At 41.7% G+C, this 17,004-nt stretch carries 16 protein-coding genes and 4 tRNA genes; 17 read left to right on the forward strand and 3 right to left on the reverse strand.

Annotated features, from left to right (window positions below; genetic code table 11):
• Positions 1-15: 15 nt before the first annotated feature.
• Positions 16-885 (reverse strand): DMT family transporter, encoded by an 870-nt coding sequence (locus EL242_RS03285; RefSeq protein ID WP_126301491.1) that lies wholly within the window; start codon positions 883-885, stop codon positions 16-18.
• Complete coding sequence (locus EL242_RS03290; protein ID WP_126301492.1) at positions 886-1,278, reverse strand: VOC family protein; 393 nt, start codon at positions 1,276-1,278, stop codon at positions 886-888.
• 83 nt (positions 1,279-1,361) lie between these two features.
• Here EL242_RS03290 and mutY point away from each other — a divergent pair, with 83 nt between their 5' ends.
• The 8 genes from mutY to ffh all read left to right on the forward strand — a co-directional run bounded on the left by mutY (position 1,362) and on the right by ffh (position 6,230).
• Positions 1,362-2,507, forward strand: a complete 1,146-nt coding sequence (gene mutY / locus EL242_RS03295) for an A/G-specific adenine glycosylase (RefSeq protein WP_126301493.1) — start codon at positions 1,362-1,364, stop codon at positions 2,505-2,507.
• Between the two features lie 3 nt (positions 2,508-2,510).
• Positions 2,511-2,780, forward strand: a complete 270-nt coding sequence (locus EL242_RS03300) for an oxidative damage protection protein (protein ID WP_006248012.1) — start codon at positions 2,511-2,513, stop codon at positions 2,778-2,780.
• A gap of 16 nt (positions 2,781-2,796) precedes the next feature.
• Positions 2,797-3,888: a membrane-bound lytic murein transglycosylase MltC gene (gene mltC, locus EL242_RS03305; protein WP_126301494.1), complete on the forward strand. Its 1,092-nt coding sequence runs from the start codon at positions 2,797-2,799 to the stop codon at positions 3,886-3,888.
• A gap of 131 nt (positions 3,889-4,019) precedes the next feature.
• Positions 4,020-4,095, forward strand: a tRNA-Phe gene (locus tag EL242_RS03310).
• Positions 4,096-4,100: 5 nt separating this feature from the next.
• Positions 4,101-4,176: transfer RNA gene (locus EL242_RS03315), tRNA-Asn, on the forward strand.
• A gap of 170 nt (positions 4,177-4,346) precedes the next feature.
• Positions 4,347-4,422, forward strand: a tRNA-Phe gene (locus tag EL242_RS03320).
• A 5-nt stretch (positions 4,423-4,427) separates the two neighbouring features.
• Positions 4,428-4,503: transfer RNA gene (locus tag EL242_RS03325), tRNA-Asn, on the forward strand.
• A gap of 335 nt (positions 4,504-4,838) precedes the next feature.
• Positions 4,839-6,230: a signal recognition particle protein gene (gene ffh, locus EL242_RS03330; protein WP_126301495.1), complete on the forward strand. Its 1,392-nt coding sequence runs from the start codon at positions 4,839-4,841 to the stop codon at positions 6,228-6,230.
• A gap of 139 nt (positions 6,231-6,369) precedes the next feature.
• Here the strand turns inward: ffh and EL242_RS03335 are convergent, their stop codons facing one another.
• Positions 6,370-7,128, reverse strand: a complete 759-nt coding sequence (locus EL242_RS03335; protein ID WP_006249959.1) for a DeoR/GlpR family DNA-binding transcription regulator — start codon at positions 7,126-7,128, stop codon at positions 6,370-6,372.
• A gap of 173 nt (positions 7,129-7,301) precedes the next feature.
• Between EL242_RS03335 and ltnD the strand changes: the two genes are divergently transcribed.
• The 9 genes from ltnD to EL242_RS03380 all read left to right on the forward strand — a co-directional run bounded on the left by ltnD (position 7,302) and on the right by EL242_RS03380 (position 16,964).
• Positions 7,302-8,207: an L-threonate dehydrogenase gene (gene ltnD, locus EL242_RS03340; RefSeq protein ID WP_126301496.1), complete on the forward strand. Its 906-nt coding sequence runs from the start codon at positions 7,302-7,304 to the stop codon at positions 8,205-8,207.
• Position 8,208: 1 nt separating this feature from the next.
• Positions 8,209-9,450, forward strand: coding sequence for a 3-oxo-tetronate kinase (gene otnK, locus EL242_RS03345; RefSeq protein WP_126301497.1), 1,242 nt, complete (start codon positions 8,209-8,211; stop codon positions 9,448-9,450).
• Positions 9,447-10,079 carry an aldolase gene (locus EL242_RS03350; RefSeq protein ID WP_126301498.1) on the forward strand — a complete coding sequence of 211 codons (633 nt, stop codon included), beginning with the start codon at positions 9,447-9,449 and terminating at the stop codon, positions 10,077-10,079. Before otnK ends, EL242_RS03350 begins: the two co-directional genes overlap by 4 nt.
• 1 nt (position 10,080) lies before the next feature.
• Positions 10,081-10,857: a 2-oxo-tetronate isomerase gene (gene otnI, locus EL242_RS03355; protein ID WP_126301499.1), complete on the forward strand. Its 777-nt coding sequence runs from the start codon at positions 10,081-10,083 to the stop codon at positions 10,855-10,857.
• Between the two features lie 52 nt (positions 10,858-10,909).
• Positions 10,910-12,268 carry a gluconate:H+ symporter gene (locus tag EL242_RS03360; protein WP_126301500.1) on the forward strand — a complete coding sequence of 453 codons (1,359 nt, stop codon included), beginning with the start codon at positions 10,910-10,912 and terminating at the stop codon, positions 12,266-12,268.
• Between the two features lie 120 nt (positions 12,269-12,388).
• Positions 12,389-13,669 carry an alpha/beta hydrolase-fold protein gene (locus EL242_RS03365; protein WP_232019687.1) on the forward strand — a complete coding sequence of 427 codons (1,281 nt, stop codon included), beginning with the start codon at positions 12,389-12,391 and terminating at the stop codon, positions 13,667-13,669.
• An 11-nt stretch (positions 13,670-13,680) separates the two neighbouring features.
• Complete coding sequence (locus EL242_RS03370) at positions 13,681-14,370, forward strand: cyclase family protein (RefSeq protein WP_126301502.1); 690 nt, start codon at positions 13,681-13,683, stop codon at positions 14,368-14,370.
• 156 nt (positions 14,371-14,526) lie between these two features.
• A complete protein-coding gene (gene hutW, locus EL242_RS03375; RefSeq protein WP_126301503.1) occupies positions 14,527-16,350 on the forward strand; it encodes a heme anaerobic degradation radical SAM methyltransferase ChuW/HutW in 1,824 nt (607 codons plus the stop codon).
• Positions 16,347-16,964 (forward strand): NAD(P)H-binding protein, encoded by a 618-nt coding sequence (locus tag EL242_RS03380; protein ID WP_126301504.1) that lies wholly within the window; start codon positions 16,347-16,349, stop codon positions 16,962-16,964. Before hutW ends, EL242_RS03380 begins: the two co-directional genes overlap by 4 nt.
• The last annotated feature ends 40 nt before the right edge of the window (positions 16,965-17,004 follow it).

Here is a 17,004-nt window from a genome sequence, read left to right on the forward strand (position 1 = left end):
TGGTAAAAAATCCTCTTAAAATGACCGCTTGTATCTTTTCATCATCGGCAGCAAAACGGAGAGTAAGGCAGTGCAAATCACGATAATAATCCCAACCCAAGTAATGAGGCTCAGTCGCTCTGATAAAAAGACTAGCGCCATTAACAGCCCGAATACAGGTTCAAGGGCGAGTAGAATGCCTGCCAGAATTGGGGAAGATTGGCTGATACCTTTGTTCCATAATAGTATTGCCAAGCTGGTACAAATAATGCCTAAATATGCTACACTCGCCCACGCTGAGAGACTGGTCGGTAGTTGCCAATTTTCCGCAAAAAATAATGTAATCGGTAAAGCAGTAATTGCTCCTTGCACTAGCGTGACCTTGGTTAAATCGATCACTTTTACTGATTGCAGAATCTCTTTGCTGAGGTACATTCCCACAATAAAACTTAAACTGCCTAAGGTAACGAGCAGTAGCCCTAGTACATTGATTGAGCCGTTGTCATCGCTTCCTGATGCCATAATTAAAATACCCACGCAGGCGAATAAACTTAGGATAAAATCAAGCCTTGTTGCCTGTTTTTTGAAACAGAAATAGCCGACTAAGACGGTTAAAAGCGGGTTTAGCCCGAGTAATGCCACGGCACTTGCTGCGGAAGTTAATTTCAAGCCGGAAAATTGTAAGATCACGCACAGCGGAAAAGTCAGAAAACTAATCAACCAAACTTTAATATGCTGATTTTTCTGGATTTTTTTATAGGCAGGCATAAAAAACGGCAGAGCGATAAATGCCGCTAAGGTCAGCCGAATTTGCATAATTTGGACAGGATCAAAAGCCGAAATCGCCACTTTCCCCACAATGAAGGAACTTGCCCAAATCAGGGTTGCAATCAATAAATATAACATTTAGACCTCGTAAAACTCTAACGGTAGATCGTCCGGATCTCGGAAAAAGGTGAAGCGTTTGCCGGTGACCTCATCAATTCGGATTCCTTCGTGCGGTAATTTGTGCTGTTCTAAAAAAGCGATGGCGTGTTCAATATTTTCTACTCGAAATGCCAAATGGCGAAGCCCACAGGTTTCGGGCGAGGTGAAACGAGGCGGCGTTTCAGAAAAACTGAATAATTCAATTTGCGAACCATCTTTAAAGCGTAAATCTAATTTATAGCTGGCACGCTGCTCTCGGTAAGTTTCTGCGATGATCTCCGCCCCTAAAATACGGGTGTAGAAATGTTTGGATTTTTCGTAATTGGAAACAATTAACGCAACGTGGTGAAAACCTAAAATGGGCGATTTCATCTTTTTTCCTTAATATGTAAAATTTTTGGTAAAACTGACCGCTTGCAGTATGATAATTTATTTTTCCGATTTCAAGATTTTTAATGAACAGCAATTCCCTATTTCCTTTAGCGAGAGCAAAAGCTTCCGATCCGTTTGCCAACGCTGTTTTAGCTTGGTTTGAGCAATATGGGCGGAAACATTTACCTTGGCAGCAAAATAAAACCCTGTATCAGGTTTGGTTGTCGGAGGTAATGTTGCAACAAACTCAAGTTGCAACAGTTATTCCTTATTTTGCACGTTTTATGGAACGATTTCCCACCGTGATTGACTTAGCTAATGCCTCGATTGATGAAGTATTGCATTTGTGGACAGGGCTGGGTTATTACGCTCGGGCAAGAAATTTGCATAAAGCTGCAATGCAAATTCGAGATGAGTTTAACGGCGAATTTCCCACTCGATTTGATGATGTGCTGGCATTAACCGGCGTGGGTAGGAGTACCGCAGGGGCGATTTTGTCTTCGGTGCTAGATGCTCCGCACCCGATTTTAGACGGCAATGTCAAACGGGTGTTAAGCCGGTATTTTGCGGTAGAAGGCTGGGCGGGTGAAAAAGCGGTGGAAAATCGCCTTTGGCAATTAAGCGAAAGTGTGACGCCTGATACCCAAGTTGCAGACTTTAATCAAGCGATGATGGATTTGGGAGCGATGATTTGCACTCGCACAAAACCGAAGTGCTTGCTCTGTCCGTTACAAGAAAATTGTAAAACGAATGCAATGCAAGCGTGGGATAACTTCCCTGCCAAGAAACCGAAAAAAACCTTGCCGGAGCGTCAAACCTATTTTTTAGTGCTGAAAAGCGGCTCGAAAGTGCTGTTACAAAAACGGGAAGCAAAAGGTATTTGGGGAGGCTTATTTGCGTTTCCGCAATTCGAGAGTGTGGACGAATTCAAGCGGTCTGATTTTATGCAAAATTTGCAAATTTCACAGCAATTAACCGCATTTAGGCACACATTCAGCCATTTTCATTTGGATATTACCCCGATTTTAGTAGAAGTCGATTTGCAAAAAATAAATGAAAATTCACCGCTTGTTGTCGAAGAAAAAGCAGGAAATTATCTTTCTAAGGTATCTTCAGAAGTGGATTATTGGTATGATTTGCACCAACATAATGAAGTAGGTTTAGCTACGCCGGTCAAACGAATTTTAGATGAGCTGGCATTCAATGTAAAAAATGAGATTAAGGATTAAATTATGGCTCGTACCGTATTTTGCGAATATTTAAAACAAGAGGCAGAAGGTTTAGATTTTCAACTTTATCCGGGGGAGCTGGGTAAGCGTATTTTTGACTCAATCAGCAAGCAGGCGTGGTCTGAGTGGATTAAAAAACAGACGATGATCGTCAATGAGAAAAAACTCAGTATGATGAACCCCGAACACCGTAAACTGCTCGAACAAGAGATGGTCAATTTTTTATTTGAAGGTAAAGAGATCATCATCGAAGGCTATAAGCCGGTCGAATAATAAAGGTTAAATCACAATGAAAAAATATGCTAAATATTTGCCGATGTTGGCAATTATTCCGTTTCTTATTGCGTGTGGGAGCAATAAATCGACTAAGAAGCCAAAATCTACCCGAGTAGATTATTCTAAAGATACCAATGGTTTGGATATTTTGGCAGGGCAGTTTTCTCACAATATTGATGATATTTGGGGAAGTAACGAGCTGTTAGTTGCCAGTAAGAAAGATTATGTGAAATATACGGATAAGTTTTACACCCGTAGCCATATTTCGTTTGAAGAAGGGGTGATTACGATTGAGACTTTAGGGAATCAGAATCATCTACGCAATTCGATTATTCATACCCTCTTAATGGGTAGAGACCCGAAAGGGATTGATTTATTTGCCTCAGGCGATGCTCCGATTAGCTCTAACCCTTTCCTAAACGGACAGGTTGAAGATCAATTCGGGCGAAATATTACCAATGTTGCCATCGCCAATGATTTTGCGACTTATTTGTTGCAAAATAAGGTGCAAACACGCCGTTTGAAAAATGGTCAAACTGTGAGCTTTGTAACGATTAAAATGGTGGCAGGACACATTGAAGTACGTGCAAGACAATATTTACCGCTGGTGCGTAAAATGGCGAAGCAGTATGGTATTGAGCCAAGTTTGATTTTAGGGATTATGGAAGTCGAATCAGCATTCAACCCGTACGCAATCAGCTATGCCAATGCGATTGGCTTAATGCAGGTTGTACCTCGTACCGCAGGGCGTGATATTTTTGCCCGCAAAGGAATGGGAGGGCAGCCAAGCCGTGAATATCTTTATAATCCATCAAATAACATTGATGCAGGTACGCTTTATTTGACTATTTTGCGTGATGAATACTTAGATGGAATTGAAGATCCTGTGGCTAAACGTTATGCGATGATTTCTGCGTATAATAGCGGTGCTGGTGCGGTATTGCGAGTGTTTGATTCCGATAAATACTCTGCGATTGATAGAATTAACGATCTTTCGCCTGATGCGGTTTATCGAATTTTAACTACGGCTCATCCATCTTCTCAAGCTAGAAATTATTTAAGAAAAGTAACCACCGCCAGAGAGAAATATCGCAATATTCGTTAATGCGTGAATTATGCTGTTTTTTAGCCGAAAAGTATAAAAAAAGCACATTCGAGCAACGGTTTTTTCAAATTTGTAAAAAAACGTTTGACGTTGCAAGCTGAAATCAGCATAATGCACCACGCAACGACGTTGCCTCGATAGCTCAGTCGGTAGAGCAGGGGATTGAAAATCCCCGTGTCGGTGGTTCGATTCCGCCTCGAGGCACCATCAATTCCTCCTTAGTTCAGTCGGTAGAACGGTGGACTGTTAATCCATATGTCGCAGGTTCGAGTCCCGCAGGAGGAGCCATATTCCGAAGCCCTGATGAGTAATCATCAGGGTTTTCTTTTTGAGCTTTCCGGCTAACTACTAAGAAATTGCTCAATTTTTAGTATTATGCGTTCAAAAACGTTAAATTTTTGAGAATTGTATTTGACGAAGCCCGAAAAAATCAGCATAATGCACCACGCAACGACGTTGCCTCGATAGCTCAGTCGGTAGAGCAGGGGATTGAAAATCCCCGTGTCGGTGGTTCGATTCCGCCTCGAGGCACCATCAATTCCTCCTTAGTTCAGTCGGTAGAACGGTGGACTGTTAATCCATATGTCGCAGGTTCGAGTCCCGCAGGAGGAGCCATATTCCGAAGCCCTGATGAGTAATCATCAGGGCTTTCTTTTTGCTCTCATTTTTTCAAACAATAATATCCCCTTTAATTTTGTGATTTACCTCTCATTTCTAACATAAATTTGAAAATATCACTTCACTTTTATACGCAATTCGGAGTATTATGATCACACAATATAACTAAATAATGATTCCTCGAATATCGTCAAATTTTACGGCATAGTTTAATCGCTATGCCGTTTTTTTATTTCCCTATAACCGTAACGCTTTTTTTTGTATAATGGCGGCAACTTTCCGCTCACAAGCGGTACTTTTTTCCTAAAATTTTGCAAATTGAGAAAGCTGATATGTTTGAAAACCTCTCTGACAGACTGTCTAAAACGCTGCGTAACATTACGGGCAAAGGTCGCCTAACGGAAGATAATATTAAAGATACCCTGCGTGAAGTGCGTATGGCATTGTTGGAGGCGGATGTTGCCCTCCCTGTTGTGCGTGATTTCATCAACAAGGTTAAAGAGCGTGCGTTAGGGGTTGAGGTAAACAAAAGCCTCACGCCGGGGCAAGAGTTCTTAAAAATCGTACAAAGCGAATTAGAAACGGCAATGGGAGAAGCCAACGAGGAGCTGAATCTTGCGGCCCAACCGCCTGCGGTAATTTTAATGGCAGGTTTGCAAGGTGCGGGTAAAACCACCTCTGTCGGCAAATTGGCAAAATTCCTGAAAGAACGCCACAAGAAAAAGGTGTTGGTGGTTTCTGCCGACGTTTACCGCCCTGCTGCTATCAAACAGCTACAAACCCTTGCTGAAGCGTTAAAAGTGGACTTCTTCCCGACCGAAACCAGCCAAAAACCGGTAGCGATTGCAGAAGCGGCACTGAAGCACGCTAAGCTTAATTTCTTTGATGTATTGATTGTGGATACTGCCGGTCGTTTACACGTTGATGGTGAAATGATGGAAGAGATCCAACAAATCCACGCTGTGCTGAATCCGATTGAAACGCTATTTACGGTTGATGCGATGACCGGTCAAGACGCCGCCAACACCGCAAAAGCCTTTAACGAAGCGTTGCCGCTTACCGGTGTTATTCTTACCAAAGTCGATGGCGATGCCCGGGGCGGTGCGGCACTTTCTATTCGCCAAATCACGGGTAAACCGATTAAATTCTTAGGTGTGGGTGAAAAAACCGATGCCCTTGAGCCGTTCCACCCTGACCGTGTGGCTTCCCGCATTTTAGGTATGGGCGATGTAATGTCTTTAATTGAAGATATTCAACGCTCGGTTGATCAAGAAAAAGCGGAAAAAATTGCCGCCAAATTCAAAAAAGGCGATGAATTTACCTTGGAAGATTTCCGTGAGCAGCTTATCGAAATGAAAAAAATGGGTGGAATGATGTCGATGCTCGATAAACTACCGGGGGCGAAAAACCTGCCTGACCACGTTAAAAGTCAGGTTGATGATAAAATGTTCATTAAAATGGAAGCCATCATCAATTCTATGACCTTAAAAGAGCGGGCAAATCCGGATATTATTAAAGGCTCACGCCGCCGCCGTATCGCACTTGGCTCCGGCACACAGGTGCAAGATGTAAATAAGCTGCTCAAGCAGTTTGATGATATGCAACGTATGATGAAAAAAATGCGTAAAGGTGGAATGGCAAAAATGATGCGTGGTGTTAAAGGTATGATGGGTGGTGGTCTAGGCGGTCTCGGTGGCTTAGGCAGTATGTTTGGTAAACGTTAATATTCCTATTTTATTAGTACCAGCCGAAAATTAGTTAACAATCCGTTGCTAGGATTGTTAACTTTCCCTATTAATATCTTATTTGCAAAAATAATACTTTTTGATTGCTTGTCGTTCTCAGAAAAAATTGGTAAGAAGATTATCCTAAATCTAATTTAATACTTAGCCCTTTCAGTGCGTCTCGTACATTCTCAAATAATCCTTTATCACAAATAATCTGGTCAAATACAGTAAGAGGGCAAACAAAAAAAGTTGCGACTTTTCCATATTTTGAAGAGTCTGTCACTAAAATGTTTTGCTTTGATGCCTCTAAAATTGCTTTTTTAACGGGGATTTTATTTTCGTTCGGCGTTGTTAGACCTTTTAAATTCCAGGATGAAGTAGATATAAATGCCATATCGATTGATAGGTTTTTCAGAAATTCTGCTGCAAGTGAACCAGTTGTCGATAGGTTTTCTTTACAGACACTTCCTCCTATATGAATTAAATCACATTTTCCTGAATTACTAAGATAGTGAGCAATAACAAAATCGTTTGTTACAACTAGTAAGTCATTTCTATCGATTATCCGATGAGCTATTTCTAATGTAGTAGTTCCAGCATCAAGATAAATAGTTGTGTTTGAGGGAATTAGCTGTGATGCTAAAGATCCTATAGCTGATTTCTGCTCTTGGAATAACATTGATTTATCATCGTGTGGTAATTCCATGATTAATCGTTCAAGAGATTGAACTCCACCAGATACTAGGGATACCTTACCTTGCTCTTCCAGCTTTTGAATATCACGGCGAATTGTCATATGTGATACTTTTAGCTGTTCTGCCAGAAAATTAATACTTGCGACACCATTATTATTAATAAGTCGTAGTATTTCTCGTTGTCTCTCTAAGGGGATCATTTTTTAACCTATTTTAATTGTTAAAAGAGATTATATCAGATTTAGCTTCCAAAATTAAAATCACAAAAATTCACATTTATTGTTAATGTTTGTGATCTTCATCACAGATTTTATCTTTTCTATTGGTTAATATACCGCCATCAAGTTCATTAATTTATTTGAGGGAATAAACAATGAGTCAAAAATATAGCGTAGCCGTCATCGGCTTAGGAGCAATGGGTATGGGAGCAGCAAAATCTTGTATCGCTGCCGGATTAGACACATACGGTGTGGATCTTAACCCAAACTATCTGGAAACCTTAAAAGCAGCAGGCGCTAAGGCAGTTGGCACAAGTGCGGTCGATTTTGCCGCTGAATTAGATGCGGTGTTGTTATTGGTGGTTAATGCCAACCAAGTGAATGCGGTGTTATTCGGTGAAAACGGCTTAGCCCAACATTTGAAACAAGGCACGGTGGTGATGGTGTCTTCCACCATTTCTGCACAAGATGCAAAAGATATTTCACAGAAATTAACAGATTTAGGCTTGGTGATGTTAGATGCTCCGGTTTCCGGTGGGGCAGCAAAAGCGGCACAAGGTGAAATGACCGTGATGGCATCAGGTTCAAATGAGGCATTCGAGAAATTAAAACCGGTATTAGATGCAGTAGCAGGCAAAGTGTATAACATTGGCGAAGAAATCGGCTTGGGTGCAACCGTAAAAATTATCCACCAATTACTTGCCGGTGTGCATATCGCCGCAGGTGCAGAAGCGATGGCGTTGGCGGCTCGTGCCGGTATTCCGCTTGATTTAATGTATGACGTCGTAACCAATGCGGCAGGCAACTCTTGGATGTTTGAAAACCGAATGAAACACGTTGTTGAGGGCGATTACACCCCACTCTCTATGGTGGATATTTTTGTGAAAGATTTGGGGTTGGTGAACGACACCGCAAAATCTTTGCGTTTCCCGCTTCACTTAGCCAGCACTGCTTATTCTATGTTTACCGAAGCCAGCAACGCAGGTTACGGCAAGGAAGATGATAGTGCGGTCATTAAAATTTTCAGCGGTATCGAATTACCGAAAAAAGAGGGGAAATAGGATGTTAGGCATTATTGCAGACGATTTCACCGGTGCGAGTGACATTGCCAGTTTCTTAACCGAAAACGGGCTAAAAACGGTGCAAATGAATGGTGTGCCGAAAACTACACTTAACAGTCAAGTTGATGCGATTGTGATCAGCTTAAAATCACGTTCAAACCCGGTTGAAGAAGCCATCGCACAATCACTCTCGGCACTTGATTGGCTGAAACAAAACGGTTGTTCGCAATTCTACTTTAAATATTGTTCCACTTTTGACAGCACGGAGAAAGGCAATATCGGGCCGGTAACCGATGCGTTAATGGCGGCATTAGACACCGATTTTACGGTGGTCACACCGGCTCTGCCTGTTAATGGCAGAACCATTTTCAACGGCTATTTGTTTGTGGGCGATGTACTACTGAATGAATCCGGTATGCGTAACCACCCGATTACCCCGATGAAAGATGCCAATTTGGTGCGTTTAATGGACGCACAATCCCAAGGCAAAACTGGCTTGGTAGCCTATGCTGATGTGATTCAAGGGGCAGAGCGTGTGAAAGCTCGTTTTGCTGAACTGAAACAGCAAGGCTACAAATATGCGGTGGTAGATGCTGCCGATAATTCACAACTTGCCGTGCTTGCCGAAGCGGTGGCCGATTTTAAATTAGTCACAGGCGGTTCAGGCTTAGGGGCTTATATGGCGGCTTACCGTTCAGGCGGTCAAAAAGGCACGAATGCGTTTGTGCCAAGCAAAGGTAAAACCGTTGTGCTTTCAGGTTCTTGCTCGGTAATGACCAATACCCAAGTGGCGGCTTACCAGCAAAAAGCCCCAAGTTATTTCTTAGAAGCGGAAAAAGCCATTCAGGATCCGAACTATGTAGAAACGCTTTATCAATGGGTGATTGCAAACCTAGACGGTGACTTTGCACCAATGGTTTACGCCACCGTTCCTCCTGAAGAATTGAAAGAGATTCAAACCCAATTCGGCGGCGATAAAGCCAGCCATGCCATTGAAAATACCTTTGCCAAATTAGCCGAAAAATTACAAGCCGCAGGCGTGGCCAACTTTATTACCGCAGGTGGTGAAACTTCAAGCATTGTGGTTCAGCAGCTTGGATTCAGCGGTTTCCACATCGGTAAACAAATTGCACCGGGCGTACCCTGGTTACAAGCGGTCGAAAAACCGATTTTTCTTGCATTGAAATCCGGCAACTTCGGTAAAGAAGATTTCTTCAGTTTTGCTCAGGAGATGTTTGTATGACAGAACAAGAACAAAAGATTGAAATGGTCAATCTTGCCCGCTCGCTGTTTGAGCGGGGCTATACCGTAGGTGGCGCAGGTAACCTCTCTGTGCGTTTAGATGAAAATCGCATTTTAGTTACCCCAACCGGCTCATCGCTCGGGCGTTTAGAGGCAGACCGTCTTTCCGTGTTGGATATGCAGGGGAATGTTCTTTCAGGAGATAAGCCTTCAAAAGAATCGGTATTCCATTTGGCGATGTATCAGAAAAATCCGACTTGCCAAGCAATTGTGCATCTACATTCCACTTATTTAACCGCACTTTCTTGCTTGGAAAATTTGGATACCGACAACGCTATGCGTGCTTTCACCCCTTACTACGTGATGCGGGTAGGAAAATTGCCGGTCATTCCTTACTACCGCCCGGGTGACATTAATATTGCCCGAGAATTAGGCGAGCGAGCCTTAGATGGTAAAGCCTTTTTACTGGCAAATCACGGGGTTGTAGTCACAGGTTCAGACTTGCGTGATGCGGTAGATAACACCGAAGAGCTAGAAGAAACCGCCAAACTCCATTTTATTCTACAAGGTCAAAAAGTCCGTTATCTCACCGATGACGAAGTCGATGATCTGAAAAACAGAGGAAAATAAAATGCCTAAATTTGCAGCAAACCTTACGATGATGTTTAACGAAGTGCCGTTTTTAGATCGTTTTGAAGCGGCTGCCAACGCCGGATTTAAATATGTCGAGTATTTATGGCCTTACGATTATCCGGCAGCAGAACTGAAAGCCAAACTTGAGCAATATGGCTTAAAACAGGTGTTATTCAATACCGCAGCCGGCGATGTTGCTCAAGGGGAATGGGGCGTTTCCGCCATTCCGGGGCGTGAAGCCGATAGCCATCGTGATATTGATTTAGCGTTGGAATATGCCCTCGCCTTAGGTTGTGAGAATGTTCACGTTATGGCAGCGGTAGTACCACAAGGTGAAGATCGTGAAGCCTATAAACAAACCTTTATCAAAAACGTGCAATATGCCGCTGATAAATTCAAGCCGCACGGCATTAACGTCTTGCTTGAAGCCCTAAGCCCGGAAGTGAAACCGAATTATTTGCTTAAAAGCCAGTTTGATACGCTGGAAATTGTAGAAGCGGTGAATCGAGACAATGTGTTTGTGCAACTTGATTACTTCCACGCACAGAATGTGGACGGCAACTTATCTCGCCTAACCGACAAACTCAAGGGTAAATTTGCCCACATTCAAATTGCCTCTGTGCCGGATCGCCACGAACCGGACGAAGGGGAAATTAACTACCAATATATCTTCAACAAACTCGATGAAATCGGGTATGAAGGCTATGTAGGTTGTGAATACAAACCGAGAGCGGAAACCACTGCGGGATTGGGTTGGTTTGAGCAGTATAAATAACCACGATGATTAGCGGATAAATACGTGAATACAACATTTAGAAGGAAACTTTATGTCAAATGAAATGTTAATTTTGATTGGATTAGCAAGCGTAGTTGCTCTTCTGGTCATTATGATTAAAGGTAAAGTACACCCATTCTTAGCATTGGGATTAGTAAGTATCGCAGTTGCCTTAACTGCAGGTATTCCAATGAATAAAGTAATCCCAACCTTGATTTCAGGGATGGGGAGTACTCTAGGAAGTGTTGCTCTGATCGTTGGTTTAGGAGCAATGTTAGGGAAAATTATCGAAAAATCTCACGGTGCGGACGTATTAGCAAATTGGTTGTTACAGCGTTTTGGTGAGAAAAATGCTCCCTTTGCATTGGGTATGACTGGCTTTATCTTCGGGATACCGGTTTTCGTTGATGTTGGTTTTATCGTATTGATCCCGATTATTTTTAGTGTGGCGAGACGTTTAGGTGGAAATATTTTGGTTTACTCACTACCTATCGGGCTTTCTATGTTATTGGTTCACGTTTTGCTTCCGCCTCACCCGGGAATTGTGGCGGGTGCACAGAACTTAAACGCTGATATTGGCTTTGTATTGGGAATTGGTTTAGGTGCAGCACTGCCGGCATATTTAATCGGTCAGAAGTTTATTCCATTCTTTACGAAAAATAACTTTGTAAAAGTAGTGACTTCAACCGATCTTTTACAGCACCAAAAAGATTTGATTAAAGAGAAAGGGATTGAATTACCTTCTTTCGGTAAAGTATTGGCAATGATTTCTTTCCCTTTGATCCTGATTATGTTAGGTACGGTAACGGCAACAACTTTGCCGAAAGAACATATCGTGCGTGAAGTGTTCAGTATGGTAGGAAGCTCTCCGTTTGCCTTATTTGTGGCTGTTTGTCTTTCTGCTTATGTACTAGGCTTTAGATACGGTTGGACTAAGCATAAATTAGAAGAAGTGCTGGATTCTGCGTTAGCACCGATTGCCGGGATTATTTTAATCACTGGTGCCGGCGGTATGTTCGGTAAAGTGTTAGATGCCAGTGGCGTAGGTAAAGCATTGGCAGATGTATTAGCCAACACAGGTTTACCATTACTGGTTCTGGCTTTCATTCTGTCTGCTTTACTGCGTGCCGCACAAGGCTCGGCAACAGTTGCAACCATTACTACTACAACGATTTTAGCTCCGGCAGCCGCAGCAGCGGGATACACTGAATTACAGCTTGCATTGCTCACTTGTGCTATCGGAGCTGGTTCAATGACCTTATCCCACGTTAATGATTCACTCTTCTGGGTATGGACTAAATTCTTCAATGTTCCTGTATCGGTAGGCTTAAGAACTTGGACGTTTTTAACTACTATTTTCGGTGTAATCGCCTTTGCCGTTGTTGGCATTATTTGGATGTTATTCGTTTAATATCACTCTGTTACTGCTTAAAATCCGCCTCTTATGAGGTGGATTTTTTTAGGAGAAAACTATGCTGAAAAAACACTTTTATTTACGCTATTACTTTCTCACTCCCTCTATGCAGAGGATATGATTCAGGAAAATAAATCAGTAAATATCACGCTGCTTGCCGAAATCACCGCTCAAGGTCAAAAAATTAACGGCGTGGCATTGGCATATCCTGATAATGTCTTATCGGGCAGCGATCTTCGCCAACTGTATCAGGTCAAAACGGCATTAGATAGTGCGGAGAAAGAAAACCGTTCGGTACTCAAAGCCTATGTCAATAATGAGCCAAAAGTGACCGCACTCCCGCAAGCCGGTAAATTTGTAATTATTGAATTGGATACGGCAGATAAAAATGCGGCAACTTATAGCGTAAAAGATGCCAATAAAGCACCGATGAAGTTTAAATCCAAAGATGAAAACGGCAACATTGTCGAAACCGAGAAAGTACAAGCGGTCAAAATTCCAGAGTTTTTTGCAAATCGCCTAATCTATTCGGTGGAACAAAAAGGCTTGCTTAAATTAACCAGCGGCACAACTCTAGGCAAGGCTGAATGGACACAAACCGCTGAACCCGACAAAATCAAAACCCCTTATCTCGATGATTTTGTCGCAAAACAAGTGAGCTTAGACAAATCTGAAAATAAGCTGAACTACCGCCTCTATTCGCCTTTGCAAAAAAATGGCGAAAAATATCCGCTTGTCATTTTCCTACACGGCTCAGGGCAAGTCGGATCGGATAATTTGGCTCACCTGCTTTCCAGTAAAGGGGCGATTGCTACCCTGCCTTATGCCCCAAGTTTTGTGCTTGCTCCTCAATACGACCAAGTGTTTGACCCATTTGATAATCCTGCCAAGGGGCAAAAAGGCGGTATTCATTGGCAAACGGAAAACCGTATCAATCTCGTGTTAAAAATGATTGATGAAACCCTCAAAGCCAATCCTCAAATTGATACCACACGCATTTATATCAATGGCTTATCTCGAGGTGCAGAAGGGGGCTTAAATCTGTTGTTGGCTCGCCCGAATTTCTTTGCCGGAGCATTATTAATGAGCGGTCGTGAAGCCTATACCAACGAATGGGTGGACGGCAATGCCACCAAAACGAATTTGGCGGCAATTAAACATATACCGATTTGGTTTTTCCACAGTAAAGAGGACAAAGTCTCGCCGGTAAAAGGCTCTCGCATTAACTACCGCATTCTCAAAGATGAGTTAAATGCCCCCAATGTGAAATATACCGAATTCACTTTTGAACAAGCCGGCGACAACGGCATTGTCAATAATAACCCTCATAATACTTGGGACGCTGTGTATAACAGCCCTGAGGTGATTGGGTGGTTACTTCAGCAAAAACGCCACTAAGGAGGCTCACTATGTTTATGTATTTGTCTCACCCGTTAGATCCTAAAGATTTAGCTTGGCCGGGAGAACCTGTTGTTGAGGTGACTCGCTGCACAGACGTAGGTGAAGAAACGCCATTTAGCAGTTTTATTACGAAACTACCGAATCATTGCGGCACACATATGGATGCTCCTCGCCACTTTGTGAAAGACGGTTTAAGTATCAATGAATTGCCGATAGAGTATTTCTGCCATAAAGAGGTCGCTTTAATTGAAATTCCCAAAGGAGAGGCAGAAGGGATCACCAAAGATGATTTATTGCCTTATGCAGATATTCTCTCAAAGGTGTCTTTTGCCTTTTTGCGAACGGGGTTTGAAAAATATAGAACCGAGAACCCTGCTATTTATCAAAATGAATGCCCCTATATTTCAACCAGTGCAGGGCAGTATTTATCTGATACTTTCCCGAATTTGAAAGGAGTAGGCATTGATTTCTTGGCACTAGGATCTCCTTCTTCCCGAGTGCCTGATGCGGAAAACCCTAAAAATTGCCATCGAGCAATTTTAGGCTACTATACCGGCAGGTTTACCACTGTGATTGAAGATATGCACTTAGCGGAACTCCCTAAAAATGCCAACATTAAGCAGTTTTTTAATGCACCGTGGCGAATTAAAGGGTTAGATTCCAGTCAAGTGACTTGTATTGTGGAATTACAGCAATAAACCACAGATATATTCATTTTAGGAGAGGCTATTTACTATAGTAAGCATAACTCAATCATTAATTGAAAATAATTATTATTTGATTTTAATCAAGTCATTCATAACTTAATTTTGTTATAAATATGACCTTGTTTATAGCACTATTTTGTTTCGATAATGATTATAAAAGATACACACTGGACATCTCAACAAGCCTCTCCAAATGCTTTCCCAGAACGACAAGCACTTATGCCTATTTGGGGTGGGAAAAATATTGAACGCAATCAATGGCAATCTTTCTGGCTGGAACAAGCACCAAATGCGTTATTACAGGATGGTTTAGCTTATTTCCATATTCCGTTTTGCGCTAGTCATTGTATTTTTTGTGGTTTTTATCGCAATGCTTGGAAGGAAAATTATAGCCAGATTTATACTGATCGTGTGATTAGTGAACTTCGATATGAATCTTCACTATGGCGAGGACAAGGTAAGATTCATGCCGTTTATTTTGGTGGAGGAACGCCAACAGCGTTACATACAGAAGATTTAGTACGATTGATTCGAGCTTGTTATCGTTATTTGCCACTCGCTGAAGACTGTGAATTTACTATTGAGGGTAGAATTAGCCATTTTGATATAGATAAGGCTAAGGCTTGTATTGAAGCAGGCGTGAACCGTATTTCTATTGGTATTCAGACTTTTAACTCCGAAATTCGCAAACGTTTAGGGCGCAAACATAGTGGCGAAGAGGCTCAAACTTATTTAAAAGCCTTATCGGAATTAAATGCTGTGATTGTTGCTGATTTAATTTTTGGCTTGCCAAACCAAACAGATGATATCTGGCAAAACGATATTGAAATTGCGACTAGTTTACCGATCTCAGGCTTAGATATTTACGCCTTTAATAATTATCCTTTCCTGCCTATTAATCGCTTAATTGAACATGGAAAATTACCTGCGCCCGCAGGGTTTGACACCCAAAGCTTACACTATGCTTATGCAGTAGAGAAGTTAAAAGCACAAGGTTGGCAGCAAGTGAGCAATAACCACTTTGCTTTTCCAAATCGAGGTGAACGCAATCGCTATAATACTTTGGTTAAATCGAATATGCCTTGTTTGGCATTTGGCTCCGGTGCGGGGGGAAATTTTGGTGGGCTGAGTTACCAAGTACAATCTGATTTAAAGACCTACTTAGATGCGCCTCTTGATCAGAAAAGCCTTTCTTTTTTGAGTAAACATGGTGAACATAAAGCACTGCTTGGTGTGATACAACATAGCATGGAATTGGGTTACTTAGATACAACGCCTTTTGAACAAAATGCGAAAGCTGAAAAATTATTGCAACAATGGGAAGCGCTTGATTTACTGAAGCGTGAAAAAAATCAAGTATATCTCAATACCAGTGGTCGTTACTGGTCACCGACATTAATTCGTAAACTAATGTTAACACTTCCTCAATCTAGTAAGGATAACAATATGATAACGCCATTAACTAAAGAATTAGAAAATAAGTTACGGACAAATTTAAAAGAAAACCCAGGGCAAATTTTAGAAATGCTGGCAGGAATGAATCAATGTAGCTTGGAATCGGTAATTAACTGTCTGCCCAAAGAAATGGTAATGCAAACAGGTGGTGAGCGTTTTGTGGAAATTATGCAGGCAATTGCTGGTTGGAATGAAGCTGTGACTTTTATTATTCATACGCCTGATGCGATTGCAGAGGTAACTGCTAAATTGCCACAAGGTAAAATTGGGCGAGGTTTTTATAATTTTGAACATGGTGTAGATGGAGGAATTCACGGCCATTTACGCTATGAGAATTGTGCTGCTATTTACTTACTTGATCGCCCATTTATGGGAAAAAGAACAGTGGCGTTAACTTTTATCAATCAAAGTGGTGAGGCGATGTTTAAGATTTTTGTTGGGCGTGATGAACAAGGTCAATTACGAGAAAATCAGATTCAAGCCATGCGGCAATTAATTGGAGGATGCCAGTCATGATTTTGGTTTGTGGGGCAAATGGGTTGTTGGGACGAGCAATCTGTGACAAATTACCTAGGGAGAAAACGATAGCCGTCTTACGAAAAGATGCTATGGATACGTTTTTCAGCGAACGAAATATAGCAGTAGAAATAGCAGATTTATTAGATTTGGAATCCTGTAACGCCTTGTTACAAAAAACACAACCGGAAATCTTGATTACGGTAGTAGGAGGAAAAAATGAACAAGGTATTCGTAGCGACAAAACAGCAAATATTAATTTGATAAAAGCAGTTGAAAAATATTCACCAACTACGAAAGTAGTTTTAGTTACTAGTGTTGGGTGTGCAGAACAATGGGATTTAATTAGCCCATTAGCACAGCAGGCTTTAGGTGAAGCACTAAAAGCCAAGGCGGAAGCTGAAGCTTATTTACAGCAAACAGCATTAAATTGGCTGATTATTCGACCCAGTGGGTTAAATAATGATGAAGTAAATGATGAGTATCAGATTGTGCGTGATTTACCTAAAGAACGGAAAATGTATGTTAGCCGTAAATCTGTCGCAACAGGCATAGTGCGTTTACTGGATAGCACGGAAAATCATCAAATTTTCTCTATTATTAATAGGGGATAGTATATTTCAACGAAGGCAAGCGGGCATATTTTATGGTTAT

Source organism: Mannheimia haemolytica, from assembly GCA_900638155.1.
GTDB classification, from domain to species: domain Bacteria; phylum Pseudomonadota; class Gammaproteobacteria; order Enterobacterales; family Pasteurellaceae; genus Mannheimia; species Mannheimia glucosida.

What these genes read in the sequence shown, in the direction of transcription:
- mutY (WP_126301493.1), top strand. Translation starts at nt 1,362, where the DNA reads ATGAACAGCAATTCCCTATTTCCTTTAGCGAGAGCAAAAGCTTCCGAT.
- EL242_RS03285 (WP_126301491.1), bottom strand. Translation starts at nt 885, where the DNA reads ATGTTATATTTATTGATTGCAACCCTGATTTGGGCAAGTTCCTTCATT.
- mltC (WP_126301494.1), top strand. Translation starts at nt 2,797, where the DNA reads ATGAAAAAATATGCTAAATATTTGCCGATGTTGGCAATTATTCCGTTT.
- EL242_RS03365 (WP_232019687.1), top strand. Translation starts at nt 12,389, where the DNA reads ATGATTCAGGAAAATAAATCAGTAAATATCACGCTGCTTGCCGAAATC.
- EL242_RS03350 (WP_126301498.1), top strand. Translation starts at nt 9,447, where the DNA reads ATGACAGAACAAGAACAAAAGATTGAAATGGTCAATCTTGCCCGCTCG.
- EL242_RS03290 (WP_126301492.1), bottom strand. Translation starts at nt 1,278, where the DNA reads ATGAAATCGCCCATTTTAGGTTTTCACCACGTTGCGTTAATTGTTTCC.
- ffh (WP_126301495.1), top strand. Translation starts at nt 4,839, where the DNA reads ATGTTTGAAAACCTCTCTGACAGACTGTCTAAAACGCTGCGTAACATT.
- EL242_RS03335 (WP_006249959.1), bottom strand. Translation starts at nt 7,128, where the DNA reads ATGATCCCCTTAGAGAGACAACGAGAAATACTACGACTTATTAATAAT.
- EL242_RS03380 (WP_126301504.1), top strand. Translation starts at nt 16,347, where the DNA reads ATGATTTTGGTTTGTGGGGCAAATGGGTTGTTGGGACGAGCAATCTGT.
- hutW (WP_126301503.1), top strand. Translation starts at nt 14,527, where the DNA reads ATGATTATAAAAGATACACACTGGACATCTCAACAAGCCTCTCCAAAT.
- otnI (WP_126301499.1), top strand. Translation starts at nt 10,081, where the DNA reads ATGCCTAAATTTGCAGCAAACCTTACGATGATGTTTAACGAAGTGCCG.
- EL242_RS03300 (WP_006248012.1), top strand. Translation starts at nt 2,511, where the DNA reads ATGGCTCGTACCGTATTTTGCGAATATTTAAAACAAGAGGCAGAAGGT.
- EL242_RS03360 (WP_126301500.1), top strand. Translation starts at nt 10,910, where the DNA reads ATGTCAAATGAAATGTTAATTTTGATTGGATTAGCAAGCGTAGTTGCT.
- ltnD (WP_126301496.1), top strand. Translation starts at nt 7,302, where the DNA reads ATGAGTCAAAAATATAGCGTAGCCGTCATCGGCTTAGGAGCAATGGGT.
- EL242_RS03370 (WP_126301502.1), top strand. Translation starts at nt 13,681, where the DNA reads ATGTTTATGTATTTGTCTCACCCGTTAGATCCTAAAGATTTAGCTTGG.
- otnK (WP_126301497.1), top strand. Translation starts at nt 8,209, where the DNA reads ATGTTAGGCATTATTGCAGACGATTTCACCGGTGCGAGTGACATTGCC.